A 17,664-nucleotide genomic window follows, 5' to 3' on the forward strand; every position below is an offset into this window, starting at 1 on the left:
GTTTGGCTGCATTCTTGCAACACCACCAGGATTAACCTCTTTATCGAGAGGTTAATCCTGCGTGCCTGTCTGGCGTCCAGGTTTACCCAGAACAAAACCTCACTAAGGAGGCCTCGTGATCGACGGGCAACCGCTCGCCTGCTTTCAGCCGTTTATCGATACCGCCACGGGCCGCATCGCTGGCGTCGAAGCGCTGGGTCGACTGCGTCAGGCCGACGGTCAACTGACCTCGGTAGGACCGCTGTTCGCCGATCCGCGAACACCCGCCATCGCCCTGCGTCGTCTCGATCGCCAGATTCGCGATGATGCCCTGAGCCGTCTGCATGAAGCGCCTCCGGACTGGTTTCTCAGCCTGAACATATCGCCGCTCTGGATCAGTCGCTTGCGCCGGGACCAGGCATTGCCAAGCCTCAAGCAGCTGAGCAGGCATGGCGTCGACGCGCAACGAATCGTCTTCGAAATCACCGAACTGGGTGGCGACAGCCAGCGTCTGGCCGAAGTCGTGGCCCGCTACCGACAAGCCGGGGCGCGGATCGCCATCGATGATTTCGGTGCCGGTTACTCTCAGCTCGATCGCGTGCTGGCCCTGCAACCGGACATTCTCAAGCTCGACATGCGATTGTTCCAGGCCGCCGCGTTGGGTGGCCCCAGCAGCGACGTGGTGAAGGCACTGGCGCAAATGGCAGAGAAAACCGGGTGCTGGATTATCGCCGAGGGCGTGGAAACCGAAGCTCAACTGAATTTTGCCCTGGAGTGTGGTTCACGCTACGTACAGGGCTTTCTGTTCGCCCGTGCGCAAGCTGATTTCTTCGCCACAGATGCCTTTGTCGAGCGCTTCGCGCAACTGCGTCAGCGCTATGTTCAGCAAAAACTGGCTGAGCGCGCTCGCCTGATGATCATGCGCCAGCAACTCAGCGAACTGATGACCATCCTGCAAGCCTGGGCTCAAGCCAGCGCGCCCCTCAGCACCTTGCCGCAACTGGAAGCGTTTCCCTGGTTGTTGCGCTTTTATCAATGCGACCGCCACGGCACGCAGCTGACCCCCAACCTGGAATGGCGCAACAACGGCTGGGAAGCCGATAACCGCTACCTGGGCCATAACTGGTCATGGCGCCCCTACTTTTATCACTTGCTGGCCGAGGGTTGGGATGAGCGCCGGCTGACGCTTTCCAACACCTACCGCGATGCCACCAGCAACCAGTACTGCCTCACCGCCGGGCAATTCTTCGATAACGGCGAACGGTTGCTGCTCATCGATATCGATGCCGCAGGGCTGTAGTTCTCCTTGCAGGGACCGGCGCGAACCGGGAAGCTAGGGGATCAGTCACCTGACGGAGAAACCAGCCTTGGATTGGCAAACCCTGCTTACCCGCGAACGCCTCGGAAAGCCTGTGCACAGCCCGGAAGAACTCGGCCGCAGCCCTTTCCATAAAGACCACGACCGCATCATTTTTTCGGGCGCGTTTCGCCGTCTCGGGCGCAAGACCCAGGTCCATCCGGTCTCCAGCAACGATCACATCCACACGCGCCTGACCCACTCGCTGGAAGTCAGCTGCGTCGGCCGTTCGCTGGGCATGCGCGTTGGTGAAACCATCCGCAGCGCCCTGCCCGACTGGTGCGAACCGAGCGACCTGGGGATGGTGGTGCAATCGGCTTGCCTGGCCCATGACATCGGTAATCCGCCCTTCGGTCATTCCGGTGAAGACGCGATCCGCCACTGGTTCCAGCAGGCCGCAGGCCGTGGCTGGCTGGATGCGATGAGCGAAGCCGAACGCAATGACTTCCTCAATTTCGAAGGCAATGCCCAAGGTTTCCGGGTGCTTACCCAGCTTGAATACCACCAGTTCGAAGGGGGAACACGGCTGACCTACGCCACGCTGGGCACCTACCTGAAATACCCGTGGACTGCTCGACACGCCGACTCTCTGGGCTACAAGAAGCACAAGTTCGGTTGCTATCAGAGCGAACTGCCGCTGCTGGAACAGATCGCCCATAAACTCGGCCTGCCCCAGCTGGACGAACAGCGCTGGGCGCGCCATCCACTGGTGTACCTGATGGAGGCCGCCGACGACATTTGCTACGCGCTGATCGATCTGGAAGATGGCCTGGAGATGGAGTTGTTGGAGTACGCCGAAGTCGAGTCCCTGCTGCTGGACCTGGTGGGCGACGACCTCCCGGAAACCTATCGCCAGCTCGGTCCGCAGGATTCGCGTCGGCGCAAACTGGCGATCCTGCGGGGCAAAGCCATCGAACACCTGACCAACGCAGCAGCCCGAGCGTTCGTCGAGCAACAAGACGCGCTGCTGGCCGGCACGCTGTCTGGCGACCTGGTGGAACACATGCACGGCCCCGCCAAACGCTGCGTCTTGAATGCCAAAGACATGGCGCGCAAAAAAATCTTCCAGGACAAGCGTAAGACACTCCACGAAATCGGCGCCTACACCACCCTGGAAATACTGCTCAACGCCTTTTGCGGAGCAGCACTGGAGCAACACAACGGTCGCACGCCATCCTTCAAGCACCGCCGCATACTCGACCTGTTAGGCAACAATGCACCCGATCCTAATGGCCCTTTACACACCTCCTTCTTACGCATGATTGATTTCATCGCAGGCATGACCGACAGCTATGCCGGTGAAATGGCGCTGGAAATGACCGGTCGTTCAAGCCACCGATAAAAAATGTATCGATCAGCCGTATCAGAGAACTCTGAACGGCTGATCGAATTCCTCGACATTCATCTGTATTTCAACGTCGACAGAATCGCCCTACACCTTGTGCAGAGCGGACTGATCGATTGTTCGGCCGTCTCGCGAAATAATCACACTCCCCCTGCTCGACAGATGACGCATGAAAACTCCTACGTTCGAACATGACTGGCGCATCTTGCTGGTGGAAGATCATCCCTTTCAGCTACGGGCGACTCAATACTTGCTCGAGAGTTATGGCTTCACCCAACTGACCGCCACTGACAGTGCCGAAGGCGCCTTGCAACACATGCTCAAGGCTGAGCAACCATTCGATATTCTTCTGTGCGACCAATGCCTGCCCGACCTTCCAGGCCTTGATTTGATCGAATACGCCAGTCACCGGGGAATGATCAGACAGGCGATACTTTTGAGTAGCCTGACATCCGTCGAACTGGAAAAACTTAAAGTAATGGCTTACGAACATGGACTGCCCTTGCTCGGTTACTTGATCAAGCCATTGAAACAATCAGACTTTAGAAACTTATTGACCTTGGCCTCAGTATAAAAACACGAAAACCCAAACACACTAAAACAATGACCAACATATAGATTCAAACCTCTAACTCAATGCTTTCAACCGCTTGACCAACCCTACCAAACCTTTGCCTTTCCTCATGCAAAACCTAGTTGATACGTAGTCCCATTCTTCTTCAGCTGTAGGACTTTTCCTATATTGCCGCTACAGCCCCCTCAGTTCATGCGGCCCCTCAACTATCTGAGCTAAGGTGCGCGCTTTATTTGTGCACGTATGGGATTTGATTATGAACTCCGTTTTTATTGTCGACGATCACCCTGTCATCCGCCTCGCCGTTCGAATGCTGCTGGAACATGAAGGTTACAAAGTCGTCGGCGAAACTGACAATGGGGTCGATGCAATGCAGATGGTTCGCGAATGCATGCCTGACCTGATCATCCTCGACATCAGCATTCCCAAACTGGATGGGCTGGAAGTTCTTTCCCGTTTCAACGCCATGAGCACACCCCTCAAAACACTGGTATTAACTGCACAGTGTCCGACACTTTTCGGTATTCGCTGCATGCAGTCCGGCGCATCGGGCTATGTATGCAAACAGGAAGACCTCAGTGAACTGATGAGTGCGATCAAAGCGGTCTTATCAGGTTACAACTACTTCCCCAGTCAAGCCTTGAACCCTGTTCGTCGTGACGACGAGCGCTGGGCCGACCTGGAGTTATTTAAATCCGTTAACGATCGAGAGCTGATGGTATTACAACTTTTCGCCCAAGGTCGTACCAACAAAGAAATTGCCAAGGGCATGTTTCTCAGCAACAAGACGGTAAGTACTTATAAAAAACGACTCATGCAAAAACTCAAGGCCAAATCCCTGGTTGAACTCATCGATATGGCAAAACGTAACGCGTTAGTGTGAGAGACGGGATGCCCAGTCGTTTCAAGGATTGTCTAATACTCATGGCTGCGGGTTTATGCCTGAGCACCTCAGTACTCGCGGCTCAGACAGCCAGCGAGCACTACACCCTGCTCAGTCGCTCGACGGCCGGGCACATGGAAGTCCAACTGGATACCTCACAACGACAATGGGTCAAAGACAAACGTGAATTGGTCCTGGGGACATCGGCCCCGGATTATCCGCCTTTCGACCTGACCCTCAGCGGCCATGACTATGAAGGTTTCACCGCCGATTACGCAGGCATCCTCGGCAAAGCGATAGGATTACCGGTCAAGGTTCAGCGCTTCGCCTCCCGGGGGGCCGCGATCGAAGCGCTGGAAAAAGGCCAGGTCGACATGCTCGGCACCGCCAATGGGTTCGAGGCCAACAATGCCGACATTGCCCTGTCCACGCCTTATGCGGTGGATCAACCCGTACTGGTGACACGAGAAGGAGAAACCAGATCGCTGACCGATGGACTTGCCGGCATGCGGCTCAGCATGGTGTATCACTATCTGCCCCTGGACGAGGTCAGGGCGCTGTATCCGAAGGCAATCATCACCTCCTATCCGTCCTATCAGAATGCAATCAATGCGGTTGCCTTCGACCAGGCCGACGTTTTTCTCGGCGATACCATTTCAACCCACTACATGATCAACAAGGGGTATCTGAACAACATCCGCATGGCCAACTTCGGTAAACACGAAGCCCATGGCTTCAGCTTTGCCGTGCAGAAGGACAACCCGAATCTGCTCGCGATCATCAACGCGGTACTCAAGACCATCCCCACCAGCGAACGGGAAAACATCGCCAAACGCTGGAGTGCCGGCAGCGACATTCTTCTCACCGATCACAAACTGCAACTCAGCCACCGCGAAGAGCGCTGGCTGGCACAACATCCGGTCGTGCGCGTCGTGGTCAATGAAGCGTTTGCGCCGCTGACGTTTTTCGACAGCGACGGCAACTTTCGAGGTGTCACGGCTGATCTGCTCGAGCTGATCAGATTGCGCACCGGTTTGCGTTTCGAAATCCGGCGCAGCCGAAGCGATGACGAGATGATCGAGCAGATCGCTAACCATCAGGCCGACCTGATCGCTGCCCTGCTCCCCAGCGTCCAACGTGAAACGACGTTGAACTTCAGCCGCCCCTATCTGGAAAACTCCTTTGTGCTGCTGACGCGCAAAGCAGCCGACAGCCCGACAAACCTCACGCAATTGCAGGGCAAACGCCTGGCCATCGCCCAAGGCCATCCACTGGTGGATTACCTGCGCAGCGAGTTTCCGCGGATCAATCTGGTTGAAACCCCGGACACGTTCAGTGCCGTGGAGTTACTTGCCGAGGGCCAGGCAGAAGGTGCGGTTAACTCACTGGTGATCGCCAACTACTTCATCTCATCGCGGATCTTCGAACAGACACTTCAGATCAGCACCACCATTGGCACCCGACAGGCAGCGTTTTCCCTGGCAACCGGGCGCGACGCCAAAGAACTGAACGCCATCCTCGACAAGGCACTGCTGAGCATCGCACCGGAAGAGCTGGGCATCATCAACAACCGCTGGCGTGGCTATTCTGCGGCTTCGCAAAGTACCTGGCGCAACTATCACCGCGTGTTCTATCAGATCGTTATAGGCGCTGGCGTGTTGCTGCTGATATCCATTGCCTGGAACGCCTATATGAGGCGCCAGATAAAACAGCGGCAAGCGGCCGAGCGCGCCTTGAACGATCAACTGGAATTCATGCGATCGCTGGTCAATGGCACGCCTCATCCCATCTATGTGCGTGATCGCCAGGGATTGCTGCAAAGCTGCAACGACAGTTACCTGGAAACCTTCTGCGCGAAACGCGAAGACATCATCGGTAAAGGCGTCATACAGGGCAGCCTCGGCAACGCCTTCGAAGCACGGGAATATCAGGCGGACTACCAACGCGTCATGGCCGAAGGGACGCCGCTGATTCTCGACCGTCCGTTGCACATCGATGGCCGCACGCTGACGATCTATCACTGGATTCTTCCCTATCGCGACTCAAGCGGTGACGTGCAAGGCATCATTGGCGGCTGGATCGACATCAGCGAACGGCGGCAACTGTTCGATGACCTGCGGGCCGCGAAAGAGCAAGCCGATGCTGCCAACCGAGCTAAAAGCACCTTTCTGGCGACCATGAGCCATGAAATCCGCACGCCCATGAATGCAATCATCGGCATGCTCGAACTGACGCTCAAACGTATCGATCACAGTCATCCGGACCGACCCGCCATCGACGTCGCATACCACTCGGCGAAAGACCTGCTGGAACTGATCGGGGACATTCTTGACATTGCGCGCATCGAATCCGGGCGTCTGAGCCTGAGCCCGGAGCGCGTCAATCTGGCTGAAACCGTAGCCTCGGTGGTGCGGATCTTCGACGGGTTGGCCCGGCAGAAAAATCTCGGACTGCAACTGGAATTCAGCCCTGCCAAATCGGCGACCGATGTCCTGCTGGACCCGATGCGTTTCAAGCAGGTGCTGTCCAATCTGATCAGCAATGCCATCAAGTTTACGCAACAGGGGCAAGTCCGGATCAACGTCGAGTTGCAGCCGACCGACGAGCCCGACCGGGTCCAGTTGCAGTTACTGGTTGAAGACAGTGGCGCAGGGATCCGCGAGGAGGATCAACAGCGGTTGTTCGAACCTTTCGTCCAGGCCGATAACTCCGGCCAGTCAGCCAGAGGCGGTGCGGGCCTGGGCCTGGTGATCAGCCGCAATCTGTGCGAAATGATGAGCGGCAGCCTGCAATTGAACAGTCAGCCGGGAGTCGGTACGCAGGTCCGGGTTTCGCTGAACCTGGCCACCCTGCCGACGGAACGGATGCCGGAACCTGCCGAGCCGCCAATCCACCCGAGCACTGCGCCCTTGAACGTGCTGGTGGTCGATGATCATCCGGCCAATCGCTTGCTGATGTGCCAGCAACTGGAGTTTCTCGGGCATCGGTTCAACGTCGCGGCGGATGGCGAGGCGGGGTTCGAGGCATGGAAGAATCAGCCTTTCGATCTGGTGATTGCCGATTGCAACATGCCGATCATGAATGGATATGAACTAGTCCGTGCCATTCGCCAACATGAACAGCACCTGCAACGCCTTCCCTGTACCGTTTTGGGTTTCACCGCCAACGCGCAGCCGGAGGAAAGACAACGTTGCAAACTGGCCGGGATGGACGATTGCCTGTTCAAACCCCTCAGCCTGACGGCCTTGAGCCAATGGGTCGAAGGCATCACGCCGATGGTCCGCGAGCCGGCCTTCAGTCTGGAGGGGCTGCACCTGTTGACCGGTGGCAACCCGACACTCAACCAGCGATTGTTGACCGAACTGCTGAACAGCAACCGCCTGGACCGCAAAGCGTTGCTGGCGTTAGCCGAGTCAAAGGACCGGCAGTCACTCCTCGACATTGCCCACAAAATCAAGGGCGCGGCCCGAATCGTCCAGGCCTCCCGACTGATCGACAGCTGCGAGGCGCTCGAACAGGCCTGCACAAACAGATTCCACCCCGATGAAGTGGCCGATTGCAGCAAGTCCATGGAGCGCGCCATGCTCGAACTGGAGCAATCATTGCAACAACAGATGGCACGCCATGACAAAAGCACAATGAAGGAGCATTAACTATGCTTGGGGGCTGAGCAGTGTGTTAATCATCATGGAGAAAGCTGCAATGCCCAGCCCACTGCGCCCGGATCAACGCCGGTTTCCTCTGCATATCCATATCAGCGTGATGTTCACCTTCCTGTTGTTACTGACCGGCGTGGTACTGGGCATTTTCAACTATCGGCAAACCACCCAGATCATTCTTTCCAGCAGCGAAAAACTCTTCAACCGTATCGAGCAGGATGTCCGCCTGGACCTGCATCGCACCTATCAGCCGATTCGTCATCTGCTGAGCCTGCTGGCGGACAATCCGGCGAACCAGGCGCCCGACCTTGAACAGCGCCTGGCGTTGCTCAAGCCCTTCAGCCAATCACTCAAGGACAACCCCGATCTGGCCTCGCTGTACCTGGGTTATGGCAATGGCGACTTCTTCATGGTTCGTCCTTTGCGCACCGGCGCCCTGAAAATACAGGTCAAGGCACCAGGCAATGCGGCGTATCAGGTATGGAGCATCGAGCACCCAGGCAGCGGTCAGATCCGCTCCCAATCATTGTTCTTCGATCAGAACCTGGCCCTCATCAGCCGTCAGGACAACCCCGACGAAACCTACGATCCCCGTGCCCGCGCCTGGTTCTCCAGCGCCCGCGGCAACCGCGATCAAATCACCACCGAGCCCTACCTTTTTTTCTCCACCCACAACGTCGGTACCACACTGGCCCGGAGCAGTGGCGAGCATGCAGTGATGGGGGCCGACCTCACGCTGGCCGAACTGTCGGCAACCCTGGCCGAACATTTGGTGACCCCCAGTACCGAAATTGTGCTGTTCGATGCCGAGGGGAATGCCATCGCCTACCCCGACAGCAGCAAACTGATCGTCGACGACCAGACGGCCCGGCTGATCAAAGCCGCTGACCTGAGCCCCACACTCGCGGCGCTGCTCACCAGCCCCCACAAGGTCAAACGCCTGAACGCCGCAGGCCGCCAATGGATCGTGGCGCGCAGCAGTATCCAGGAGGGTGGCCCGCAGGGACTGCAATTGGCGCTACTGGTGCCGGAGGACGAATTGCTCGTCGATGCCTACCGCATGCGCTGGCAAGGCGCGTTGATTACCCTGGCGACGCTGCTGTTGTGCCTGCCGATGGGTTGGCTGACCTCGAGAATCCTGGTCAAACCCTTGCACGCCCTGGTGCAGGAAGCCGATGCGATTCGTAGTTTCGATTTCAATTTTCCCGCCTCCCGTCGCTCGCCGGTGCTTGAAGTCGATCAACTGAGCGTGTCGATGGCGCGCATGAAAGATACCCTGGCGAGTTTTTTCCAGATCACCGACAGCCTGAGCGCCGAGACCCGTTTCGCCCCGCTGCTGCAACGGGTGTTGTTTGAAACCGTGAAAATCGGCCAGGCCCAGGCCGGTCTGCTTTACCTGCGGGAAAGTGATGACGATCGCGTGGAGCCTCATGCGCTGGTCATCAATGGCAGCTCACAGGCATTGCCGTCATTCGCCATTCAAGGACACACGCCTCAGGACCCGCAGAGCCCTCAATGGATGCAGAAATTGTCGAGCGCCAACAATGTCGTCACCAGCCTGGGTTTCGAAGAGGCGGGGGATTTGCAGAAGGTTTTGCTCGCACTGGAGTGCCCACGGGTTCATCTGATCGGTATCCGGCTGCACAATCGTCATAACGAAACCGTCGGGCTGCTGGTCCTGCTGCTGGCCGACAGCGGCACGCAAGACGACCTGGAAAAACTTCGTCCGGATCGCATCGCGTTTCTCCAGGCGGTTTCCGGCGCAGCCGCCGTGAGTATCGAAAGTCAGCGCCTGCAAGCCAAACAGAAACAGCTGCTGGACTCTTTTATTCAACTGCTGGCTGGCGCGATCGATGCCAAGAGTCCCTATACCGGCGGGCACTGCCAGCGGGTGCCGGCATTGACGCTGATGCTGGCGCAGGCTGCCGCGGCCAGCCAGGACCCGGCCTTCAGCAGCTATCAGCCCACCGAAGATGAGTGGGAAACCCTGCATATCGCTGCCTGGCTGCATGATTGCGGCAAGGTCACCACGCCTGAATACGTGGTCGACAAAGCCACCAAGCTTGAGACCCTGTACGACCGCATCCACGAAATCCGCACCCGTTTCGAAGTGCTCAAGCGTGATGCCTGGATCAACTATTGGCAGGCCATCGCCCTGGGGGGTGACGAGCAGCATCTGGCGCAATTGCGCAATGCGAACCTGGCGGCACTGGATGATGATTTCGCGTTCATCGCCCGCTGCAACCTCGGCAGCGAAGCCATGGCCGAGGCCGATCTGCAACGCCTGAACACCATCGCCCAACGCACCTGGACCCGAACCCTGGATGATCGATTGGGCGTTTCATGGGAAGAAAACCGTCGCCAGGCCCGGACCCCGACGCCGACCCTGCCGGTCAGCGAGCCGCTGCTGGCGGATAAACCCGAACACTTGCTCGAACGTGCCGACAGCGAACTGATCCCGGACGACAATCCCTGGGGGTTCAAGCTCGACGTGCCGCGCTATAAGTACAACCGGGGCGAGCTCTACAACCTGAGCATCACCCGAGGCACCCTGACCCGCGAGGAGCGTTACATCATCAATCATCACATGGTGCAGACGATTCTGATGCTCAATCACCTGCCCTTCCCCGGCCACCTCAATAACATCGCGGAGATTGCCGGCGGCCACCACGAAAAAATGGACGGCACCGGTTATCCCAAACGGTTGAAGCGCGAAGACATGAGCTTGCCGGCGCGGATGATGGCGATTGCCGATATTTTCGAAGCGCTGACCGCCGCCGATCGCCCCTACAAGAAAGCCAAGCCCTTGAGTGAAGCGCTGGGCATCATGGCCACCATGTGCCGTGACGCCCACATTGACGCTGAGTTGTTCGCGCTGTTCATCAACGACGAAGTCTACTTGCAGTACGCCAACCGTTTTCTCGACCCACGACAGATTGATGCGGTCGACCCGTCAAGCCTGCTGATCAAGGCCGGCTTGATGGCCTGATCAGCAATCGGTCAGACGCAGGAAAATCGCCGCCAGTTGTTCGATACCGGCCTGATCGTCAGCGGTAAAACGTGCGAGTTTCGGGCTGTCGAGATCCAGCACACCGATCAGTCGACCGTCCTTGACCAGCGGCACTACCAACTCGCTGTTCGAGGCACTGTCGCACGCGATGTGCCCGGGGAACGCATGTACATCTTCGACCCGCTGGGTCTGCAAGGTGGCGGCCACCGCCCCGCACACGCCGCGACCGAATGGAATCCGTACACAGGCGATCTGCCCCTGAAACGGGCCAAGCACCAGTTCCTCGTTGCGATTAAGGTAGAAACCGGCCCAGTTCAGGTCATCGAGCTGGTTGAACAGAAACGCCGAAAATTGTGCGGCGTTGGCGATAAAATCACGCTCGTCTGCCAGCAATGATTCCAGCTGCGCCCATAGCATGCCGTAGCCCTCCAGGCCCTGGCCGCTCTTTTGTAAATCGATCATGCCTTGTGCTCCAACAGCTTCAGCCCGACCCAATAGCGGGCAAATTGATACGCGCAACGTCCGTTGCGATTGCCCCGGCCCGTGGCCCAGCGCACTGCGAGGATGTCCAGCTCTTCGTCACGCTGCCACTCAAGGCCGGCCTTGTCGGCCAATTGGCCGATCCAGTGTTCGACGACGTTGAGGAAATGCTCCTGAGTAAACGGATAGAACGACAGCCACAGGCCAAAACGGTCCGACAGCGCGATCTTGTCCTCCACCGCCTCACTGGGATGGAGTTCGCCATCGACCCTTTTCCAGTTCTCGTTATCGCTTTCCTTTTCCGGCACCAGATGGCGACGGTTGGAGGTGGCGTACAGCAGAACGTTGTCTGGCGCCTGCTCGAGCGAACCATCGAGCACGCTCTTGAGCACGCGGTAATCGCCCTCGCCCGACTCGAACGACAGGTCATCGCAGAACAGCACAAAGCGCTGAGGCAACTTTGCGATCTGCTCGACCACGCGCGGCAAGTCCGCCAGGTGATCTCGCTCGATCTCGATCAGCCGCAGGCCGCTCTTGGCGTGTTCCGACAGCAAGGCGCGCACCAGCGACGATTTACCGGTGCCACGCGAGCCCCAGAGCAAAGCGTGGTTGGCCGGCATGCCGTCGAGGAACTGTTGGGTGTTGCGGCCCAGTTGCTCCAGTTGCCGGTCAACGCCGATCAAGTCGGACAAACGCGTGTCCAGACTGACTTGCAGCGGCAACAGAAAACCGCTGCGCCCCTCGCGCTGCCAGCGTGCGGCCAGGCAGTGCGTCCAGTCGATGGCTTGCCGAGGCGCGGGAAGCAGCGGCTCGATACGGGCCAGAACGGCATCGGCGCGTTCAAGAAAAGCATTCAATCGGGAATCCACGTCTTCTCCTCGGGCACGTTCACGGTAATGATGGCGGTACAACGACGAAACACAGCATCTACACCCCCTACAGGTGTTTTGCGAGAACATCGGTATCCATTGATGATCGACTATGCTTGAGCAGCGAAGGGAAACGGAAGTGGTTCAACATCCCATGGATATCAAGTTCAGCCAGCGGCTGTCGTACAAACAAGCCAGGGTTACGGTACTGGCCGGTTTCATTCTGGGCACGCTGCTCAGCCTGCTGCAAATAGGCATCGATTATGCCAGCGAAGACGCCTCCATCAACCGCGAAATACTGTCCTTGCTGGAAATCAGCCATAATCCGGCATCCCGCATCGCCTACAACATCGACGCCGAACTCGCTCAGGAACTGGCCCTGGGTCTGTTGCGCTCCCCGGCAATCATCGGCGCGCAATTGACCGACAACAACAGTACCGTGCTGGCCAGCGTCAAACGTCCGGGTCTGGAAAACAATGACCGGATGATCAGCGACTTCCTGTTCGGCGCCAACCGGCAGTTCGAAGACCGCCTTTATCTCGACCACTTGCCGGACGAATCCCTCGGGACCTTGCGCCTGGAAGTCGATACCTACACCTTCGGCAGTCGTTTCCTGCGCCGGGCCGAAGTGACCCTGCTCAACGGCTTCGCGCGCAGCCTGATTCTCACGGGCATTCTGCTGGCGCTGTTTTACGTGATGCTGACCAAACCGCTGGTGCGGGTTATCCGCGAACTCAGTGGCCGTGATCCGCGCAGCGCGGAACCGACGTTGCTGGAGTGTCCGACGGGGCATGAAAACGATGAAATCGGGGTCTTGGTCAAGGTCGCCAATCAGCAGTTCGAAAATATCGCTACCGAAATCCAGCAACGGCGCAACGCCGAAAACCGTCTGACCGACTACCTCTCGCAACTGGAAAACATCGTCTCGGCCCGCACCGCGGAACTGAAGGCGATCAATACCCGCCTCAGCCAATCCAACGAGGAACTGGAAGTCGCCCGCAGCACTGCCCTGGACATGGCCGAAGCGCGCTCGGTGTTCCTGGCCAACATGAGCCATGAAATCCGCACGCCCCTCAACGGTCTGCTGGGGATGATAGCGCTCTCGCTGGACGGTCCGCTCAATGCCGAGCAGCAGCAACAGCTGTCCATCGCCCATGACTCGGGCAAAGTACTGGTGGAGCTGCTCAACGATATTCTCGACCTGTCGAAGTTCGATGCCGGCCAGCTCGAACTCGAACACATTCCATTCGACCTTGGCTCGCTGATCGAAGACACCGCCAACCTGCTGTCCCAGAACGCGGCGCCGAGTGTGGAGCTGGCATGCCTGATCGACCCGCAATTCCCCGCACTGGTGCTCGGTGATCCGACCCGGGTCCGGCAGATCGTCAGCAACTTGTTGTCCAACGCCCTCAAATTCACCCGTTTCGGGCGGGTCGATGTGCGTCTTTCTATGTTCGAAGACGGCGTACGGATCGAAGTCTGCGACACTGGCATCGGCATCGCCCAGGATGCGCAGGTCAAAATCTTCCAGCCGTTCACCCAGGCCGGTGCCGGCATTACCCGGCAATTCGGCGGGACCGGGTTGGGCCTGGCGCTGACTTATAGCCTCTGCGAAGCCATGCAAGGGCGTCTTACGATCAGTTCGGAAGCGGGCTTCGGCAGCCAGTTCTGCGCCGATCTGCCCCTGCCCTGCCATACCCGGGCCATTTCTCCGGCAGCCCTGCGGGGCAACATCGTCGCGATCACCGCCGCCAGCAGCGGTCTGGCGGAACTGTTGAGCAGTCTGCTGCCCGGCTGGGGGCTCGACTATCAGCAGCGCTCCATCGATGACCGGTTAATCGGCCTGGAGCCGGATGTACTGATCACCGACTGCCCCGAATGCCTGTTTGGCCTGCGCCCAACCTTCACCGCGCCGATCCTGCTGGTGACCGCTTACGGCAGTTTTCTGCCCGGCGAGCAAGCCAGCGCCTTGGCGCCTTTGCAGCAGCAGGCGCGGCCTTTGGCGCGCAACGCGCTTTATCAGGCATTGCGGCGGATCTTGCAGCCGGAACTCACCACAATCAACGGTGCCCGGATCGAAGCCATCTCACCCCAGCGACGCGGACGCATCCTGTTGGTGGAAGACAACCCGGTCAATCAGTTGGTGGCCAAGGGAATGCTCGGAAAACTCGGTTGCGAGGTGAGCATCGCGGCCCACGGCGGCGAAGCGCTGGATCAGCTTGAGCAGAGCGAATTCGATCTGGTGCTGATGGACTGCAACATGCCGGTGATGGACGGCTATGAAGCCAGCCGGCAGATCCGTCGCAGCGGGCGTTGGCCACAGCTGCCCATCGTCGCCCTGACCGCCAACGCCATGTCCGAAGAACGCGAACGCTGCCGTGCGGCGGGCATGAGTGACTATCTGGCCAAACCCTTCCGCCGGGAAGAACTGGCCGCCCTGCTCGACTTATGGATACCCACTACGACAGTGCTTTGATTTGCCCCAGCAGGTGATCGAGGCCATCGCGCAGATCATTCAGGCGATCAAGATCGACGCCACTATCGCACAACAGCCGGGCCTTGAGCGGCCCGACCTGATCGCGCAAGGCCTTGCCGGCGGGCGACAGGCTCAAGTGCACCTCACGCTCATCGCGCGCCGAACGCTGACGCTGCACCAGCTGCAGTTGCTCAAGCCGCTTGAGCAGCGGCGTCAGGGTCCCGGAATCCAGCGCCAGGCGCTCACCCAAGGCCTTGACCGTCGGCTGCTCCGGCGCCGCCTCCTGCCATTCCCACAGCACCAGCATCGCCAGGTATTGCGGGTAGGTCAGGCCCAACTGATCGAGCATCGGCTTGTAGGCACGGATCACCGCCCGAGAAGCGGCGTACAGCTTGAAACAAAGCTGACTGTCGAGCTTTAGCGAATCAACTGACAACGTGTTCATTTGAGCAGGGCTTCGATCTCGCGGCTCAGGTCCTGCGGTTTGGTCGCCGGAGCAAAGCGCTTGACCAACTGGCCGTCCTTGCCTATCAGGAACTTGGTGAAGTTCCACTTGATGCCTTGGGAACCCAGCACGCCCGGTGCGCGCTTTTTCAGCTGAACGAACAGTGGATGGGCGTCGGAACCATTCACTTCGATCTTCTTGAATAGCGGGAAACTCACTCCGTAATTCAACTCGCAGAACTCGGAAATCGCCCCCTCGTTGCCCGGCTCTTGCTTGCCGAACTGATTGCAGGGAAAGCCGAGCACCACCAGGCCTTGATCCTTGTAGGTCTGCCACAACTCTTCGAGGCCTTTGTACTGCGGGGTGAACCCGCATTTGCTGGCGGTGTTGACCACCAGCACCGCTTTGCCGGCGAAATCGGCCAGGGTCTTTTGCTCGCCCTTGATGGTGGTGCACGGGATGCTCAGCAGGTTGTCGCTCATGGCACGAACTCCGAATGGAAGAACAAAGACCAAACATAGCGAGCAATTGAATTGTGTGCAATTTAATAAATCAATAGATGCCCGCACGCATTCCTCATCGTAGGAGGTGCCGAAGGCTGCGATCTTTTGATCTTCAGCGGTCTAAAAGATCAAAAGATCGCAGCCTTCGGCAGCTCCTACATTAAGCAAGGTACATCCGCGACACTGCGCAACGATGCATATTATTCGCGGGGAACGAGGTCCAGGCACACCGAGTTGATGCAATAACGCAGGCCGGTTGGCGGCGGACCGTCCGGGAACACATGCCCCAAGTGAGCATCGCATTTGGCGCAGACCACTTCGGTGCGGATCATGCCGTGGCTGACATCACGGATCTCGACCATCGCGCTGTCGCCGATCGGCGCGTAGAAGCTCGGCCAGCCGCAGCCGGAATCAAATTTGGTCTTTGAGTCGAACAGCGGCGCGTTGCAACAAATGCAGTGGTAAACACCGTCGACCTTGCTGTCGTTGTACTTACCGGAGAATGGCCGCTCGGTGCCCTTGAGGCGGCAAACGTTATACTGCTCCGGATCGAGCATGGCCCGCCATTCTTCCAGGGTTTTTTCCAACTTTTCCATGATCACACCTCAGCAGCTGAAAAAGCCCGATCTGTACCTTTTCCACGGATCGAGCGGCACGTATGATTGCGCCTCGTCAAACGCCAGTCTGGCAGCCAGACCACGCGCATTCAAACGGATTATGAGTGCCGCCACTCAAGGCGTCAGGCCTGTGTGAATACGCAGGATTACCAGTACGGTCGTTCATACGCCGCCTGGATCGTTCATTTTCGGGAACACATCGCCATGCAGGTCAGCAAATCGAACAAGCTCGCCAACGTCTGCTACGACATTCGCGGCCCAGTGCTCAAGCACGCCAAACGCCTGGAAGAGGAAGGCCATCGCATCCTCAAGCTGAACATCGGCAACCCGGCGCCCTTTGGTTTCGAAGCACCGGATGAAATCCTTCAGGACGTGATCCGCAACCTGCCGACCGCCCAAGGCTACAGCGACTCCAAGGGTCTGTTCAGCGCCCGCAAGGCCGTGATGCAGTACTACCAGCAAAAGCAGGTGGAAGGCGTCGGCATCGAAGACATCTATCTGGGCAACGGCGTTTCCGAGCTGATCGTGATGTCGATGCAGGCCCTGCTCAACAACGGCGACGAAGTGCTGGTGCCAGCTCCCGACTACCCGCTGTGGACGGCTGCAGTAAGCCTGGCGGGCGGCAACCCGGTGCATTACCTGTGCGACGAGCAGGCCAACTGGTGGCCGGACCTGGCCGACATCAAGGCCAAGATCACCCCGAACACCAAGGCGCTGGTGATCATCAACCCGAATAACCCGACCGGCTCGGTGTATTCGAAGGAAGTGCTGCTGGGCATGCTGGAACTGGCCCGTCAGCACAATCTGGTGGTGTTCTCCGACGAGATCTACGACAAGATCCTGTACGACGACGCCGTGCACATCTGCACCGCCTCACTGGCGCCAGACTTGCTGTGCCTGACCTTCAACGGCCTGTCCAAATCCTATCGCGTGGCTGGCTTCCGTTCCGGCTGGATCGCCATTTCCGGTCCGAAACACCACGCACAGAGCTACATCGAAGGCATCGACATACTGGCCAACATGCGCCTGTGTGCCAACGTGCCGAGCCAGCACGCTATCCAGACCGCGCTGGGCGGCTATCAGAGCATCAACGATCTGGTGCTGCCGCAAGGGCGTCTGCTGGAACAGCGCAATCGTACCTGGGAACTGCTGAACGACATTCCGGGCGTGAGCTGCGTCAAGCCGATGGGCGCGCTGTATGCGTTCCCGCGGATCGATCCGAAAGTCTGCCCGATCCACAATGACGAGAAATTCGTGCTCGACCTGCTGCTCTCGGAGAAGCTGCTGGTGGTACAGGGCACGGCCTTCAACTGGCCATGGCCGGACCACTTCCGTGTGGTCACCCTGCCACGGCTCGACGACCTGGATCAGGCGATTGGCCGGATCGGTAACTTCCTCAAATCCTACCGCCAGTAAGTGGCCTGTCACCGTGCGACGCTGGTTAAAGTCGCACGGTGATTAATTCAG

General features: G+C 58.5%; 13 protein-coding genes. 8 read left to right on the forward strand and 5 right to left on the reverse strand.

Annotated elements, in window-relative coordinates:
• Positions 1 to 115 precede the first annotated feature (115 nt).
• The 6 genes from JFU11_RS26920 (at position 116) to JFU11_RS26945 (ending at position 10,786) form a co-directional block, all read left to right on the forward strand.
• On the forward strand, positions 116 to 1,279 hold the full coding sequence (locus JFU11_RS26920; protein ID WP_123723204.1) for an EAL domain-containing protein: 1,164 nt from the start codon (positions 116 to 118) through the stop codon (positions 1,277 to 1,279).
• 67 nt (positions 1,280 to 1,346) lie between these two features.
• The gene (locus JFU11_RS26925; RefSeq protein WP_201062641.1) at positions 1,347 to 2,678 is read left to right on the forward strand and encodes a deoxyguanosinetriphosphate triphosphohydrolase; all 1,332 of its coding nucleotides are present in this window, start codon (positions 1,347 to 1,349) and stop codon (positions 2,676 to 2,678) included.
• Positions 2,679 to 2,850: 172 nt separating this feature from the next.
• Positions 2,851 to 3,255 (forward strand): response regulator, encoded by a 405-nt coding sequence (locus JFU11_RS26930; protein WP_123723203.1) that lies wholly within the window; start codon positions 2,851 to 2,853, stop codon positions 3,253 to 3,255.
• Between the two features lie 256 nt (positions 3,256 to 3,511).
• Positions 3,512 to 4,138, forward strand: a complete 627-nt coding sequence (locus JFU11_RS26935; RefSeq protein WP_052963981.1) for a response regulator transcription factor — start codon at positions 3,512 to 3,514, stop codon at positions 4,136 to 4,138.
• A gap of 8 nt (positions 4,139 to 4,146) precedes the next feature.
• Positions 4,147 to 7,791 (forward strand): transporter substrate-binding domain-containing protein, encoded by a 3,645-nt coding sequence (locus tag JFU11_RS26940; protein ID WP_201121415.1) that lies wholly within the window; start codon positions 4,147 to 4,149, stop codon positions 7,789 to 7,791.
• Between the two features lie 49 nt (positions 7,792 to 7,840).
• Complete coding sequence (locus JFU11_RS26945; RefSeq protein ID WP_201062645.1) at positions 7,841 to 10,786, forward strand: HD domain-containing phosphohydrolase; 2,946 nt, start codon at positions 7,841 to 7,843, stop codon at positions 10,784 to 10,786.
• Here the strand turns inward: JFU11_RS26945 and JFU11_RS26950 are convergent, their stop codons facing one another.
• Positions 10,787 to 11,269 carry a GAF domain-containing protein gene (locus tag JFU11_RS26950; protein WP_201062647.1) on the reverse strand — a complete coding sequence of 161 codons (483 nt, stop codon included), beginning with the start codon at positions 11,267 to 11,269 and terminating at the stop codon, positions 10,787 to 10,789.
• Positions 11,266 to 12,156 (reverse strand): ATP-binding protein, encoded by an 891-nt coding sequence (locus tag JFU11_RS26955; protein ID WP_052963990.1) that lies wholly within the window; start codon positions 12,154 to 12,156, stop codon positions 11,266 to 11,268. The genes JFU11_RS26950 and JFU11_RS26955 overlap by 4 nt, the downstream gene beginning before the upstream one ends.
• A 154-nt stretch (positions 12,157 to 12,310) precedes the next feature.
• On the opposite strand from JFU11_RS26955, the gene JFU11_RS26960 reads away from it, so the two are divergent.
• Positions 12,311 to 14,632 carry a response regulator gene (locus JFU11_RS26960; protein ID WP_201121416.1) on the forward strand — a complete coding sequence of 774 codons (2,322 nt, stop codon included), beginning with the start codon at positions 12,311 to 12,313 and terminating at the stop codon, positions 14,630 to 14,632.
• Here JFU11_RS26960 and JFU11_RS26965 read toward each other — a convergent pair.
• The 3 genes from JFU11_RS26965 to msrB form a co-directional block, all read right to left on the reverse strand.
• Entirely contained in the window at positions 14,616 to 15,077 is a 462-nt protein-coding gene (locus tag JFU11_RS26965) for a MarR family transcriptional regulator (RefSeq protein WP_038982224.1), read from the reverse strand. The two genes, JFU11_RS26960 and JFU11_RS26965, sit on opposite strands and share 17 nt — an antisense overlap.
• The gene (locus JFU11_RS26970; RefSeq protein WP_123723199.1) at positions 15,074 to 15,559 is read right to left on the reverse strand and encodes a glutathione peroxidase; all 486 of its coding nucleotides are present in this window, start codon (positions 15,557 to 15,559) and stop codon (positions 15,074 to 15,076) included. Before JFU11_RS26970 ends, JFU11_RS26965 begins: the two co-directional genes overlap by 4 nt.
• Positions 15,560 to 15,780: 221 nt before the next feature.
• Positions 15,781 to 16,176, reverse strand: a complete 396-nt coding sequence (msrB, locus tag JFU11_RS26975) for a peptide-methionine (R)-S-oxide reductase MsrB (protein ID WP_123723198.1) — start codon at positions 16,174 to 16,176, stop codon at positions 15,781 to 15,783.
• Between the two features lie 225 nt (positions 16,177 to 16,401).
• Between msrB and JFU11_RS26980 the strand changes: the two genes are divergently transcribed.
• Complete coding sequence (locus JFU11_RS26980; protein ID WP_123723251.1) at positions 16,402 to 17,613, forward strand: pyridoxal phosphate-dependent aminotransferase; 1,212 nt, start codon at positions 16,402 to 16,404, stop codon at positions 17,611 to 17,613.
• The last annotated feature ends 51 nt before the right edge of the window (positions 17,614 to 17,664 follow it).

Origin of the sequence: Pseudomonas sp. TH37, from assembly GCF_016650735.1 — a bacterium.
GTDB lineage: Bacteria > Pseudomonadota > Gammaproteobacteria > Pseudomonadales > Pseudomonadaceae > Aquipseudomonas > Aquipseudomonas farris.

Excerpts from the sequence above, each read along its gene's own strand:
- JFU11_RS26930 (WP_123723203.1), top strand. The coding sequence starts at position 2,851 with ATGAAAACTCCTACGTTCGAACATGACTGGCGCATCTTGCTGGTGGAA.
- JFU11_RS26935 (WP_052963981.1), top strand. The coding sequence starts at position 3,512 with ATGAACTCCGTTTTTATTGTCGACGATCACCCTGTCATCCGCCTCGCC.
- JFU11_RS26940 (WP_201121415.1), top strand. The coding sequence starts at position 4,147 with ATGCCCAGTCGTTTCAAGGATTGTCTAATACTCATGGCTGCGGGTTTA.
- JFU11_RS26945 (WP_201062645.1), top strand. The coding sequence starts at position 7,841 with ATGCCCAGCCCACTGCGCCCGGATCAACGCCGGTTTCCTCTGCATATC.
- JFU11_RS26950 (WP_201062647.1), bottom strand. The coding sequence starts at position 11,269 with ATGATCGATTTACAAAAGAGCGGCCAGGGCCTGGAGGGCTACGGCATG.
- JFU11_RS26960 (WP_201121416.1), top strand. The coding sequence starts at position 12,311 with ATGGATATCAAGTTCAGCCAGCGGCTGTCGTACAAACAAGCCAGGGTT.
- JFU11_RS26965 (WP_038982224.1), bottom strand. The coding sequence starts at position 15,077 with ATGAACACGTTGTCAGTTGATTCGCTAAAGCTCGACAGTCAGCTTTGT.
- JFU11_RS26970 (WP_123723199.1), bottom strand. The coding sequence starts at position 15,559 with ATGAGCGACAACCTGCTGAGCATCCCGTGCACCACCATCAAGGGCGAG.
- msrB (WP_123723198.1), bottom strand. The coding sequence starts at position 16,176 with ATGGAAAAGTTGGAAAAAACCCTGGAAGAATGGCGGGCCATGCTCGAT.
- JFU11_RS26980 (WP_123723251.1), top strand. The coding sequence starts at position 16,402 with ATGCAGGTCAGCAAATCGAACAAGCTCGCCAACGTCTGCTACGACATT.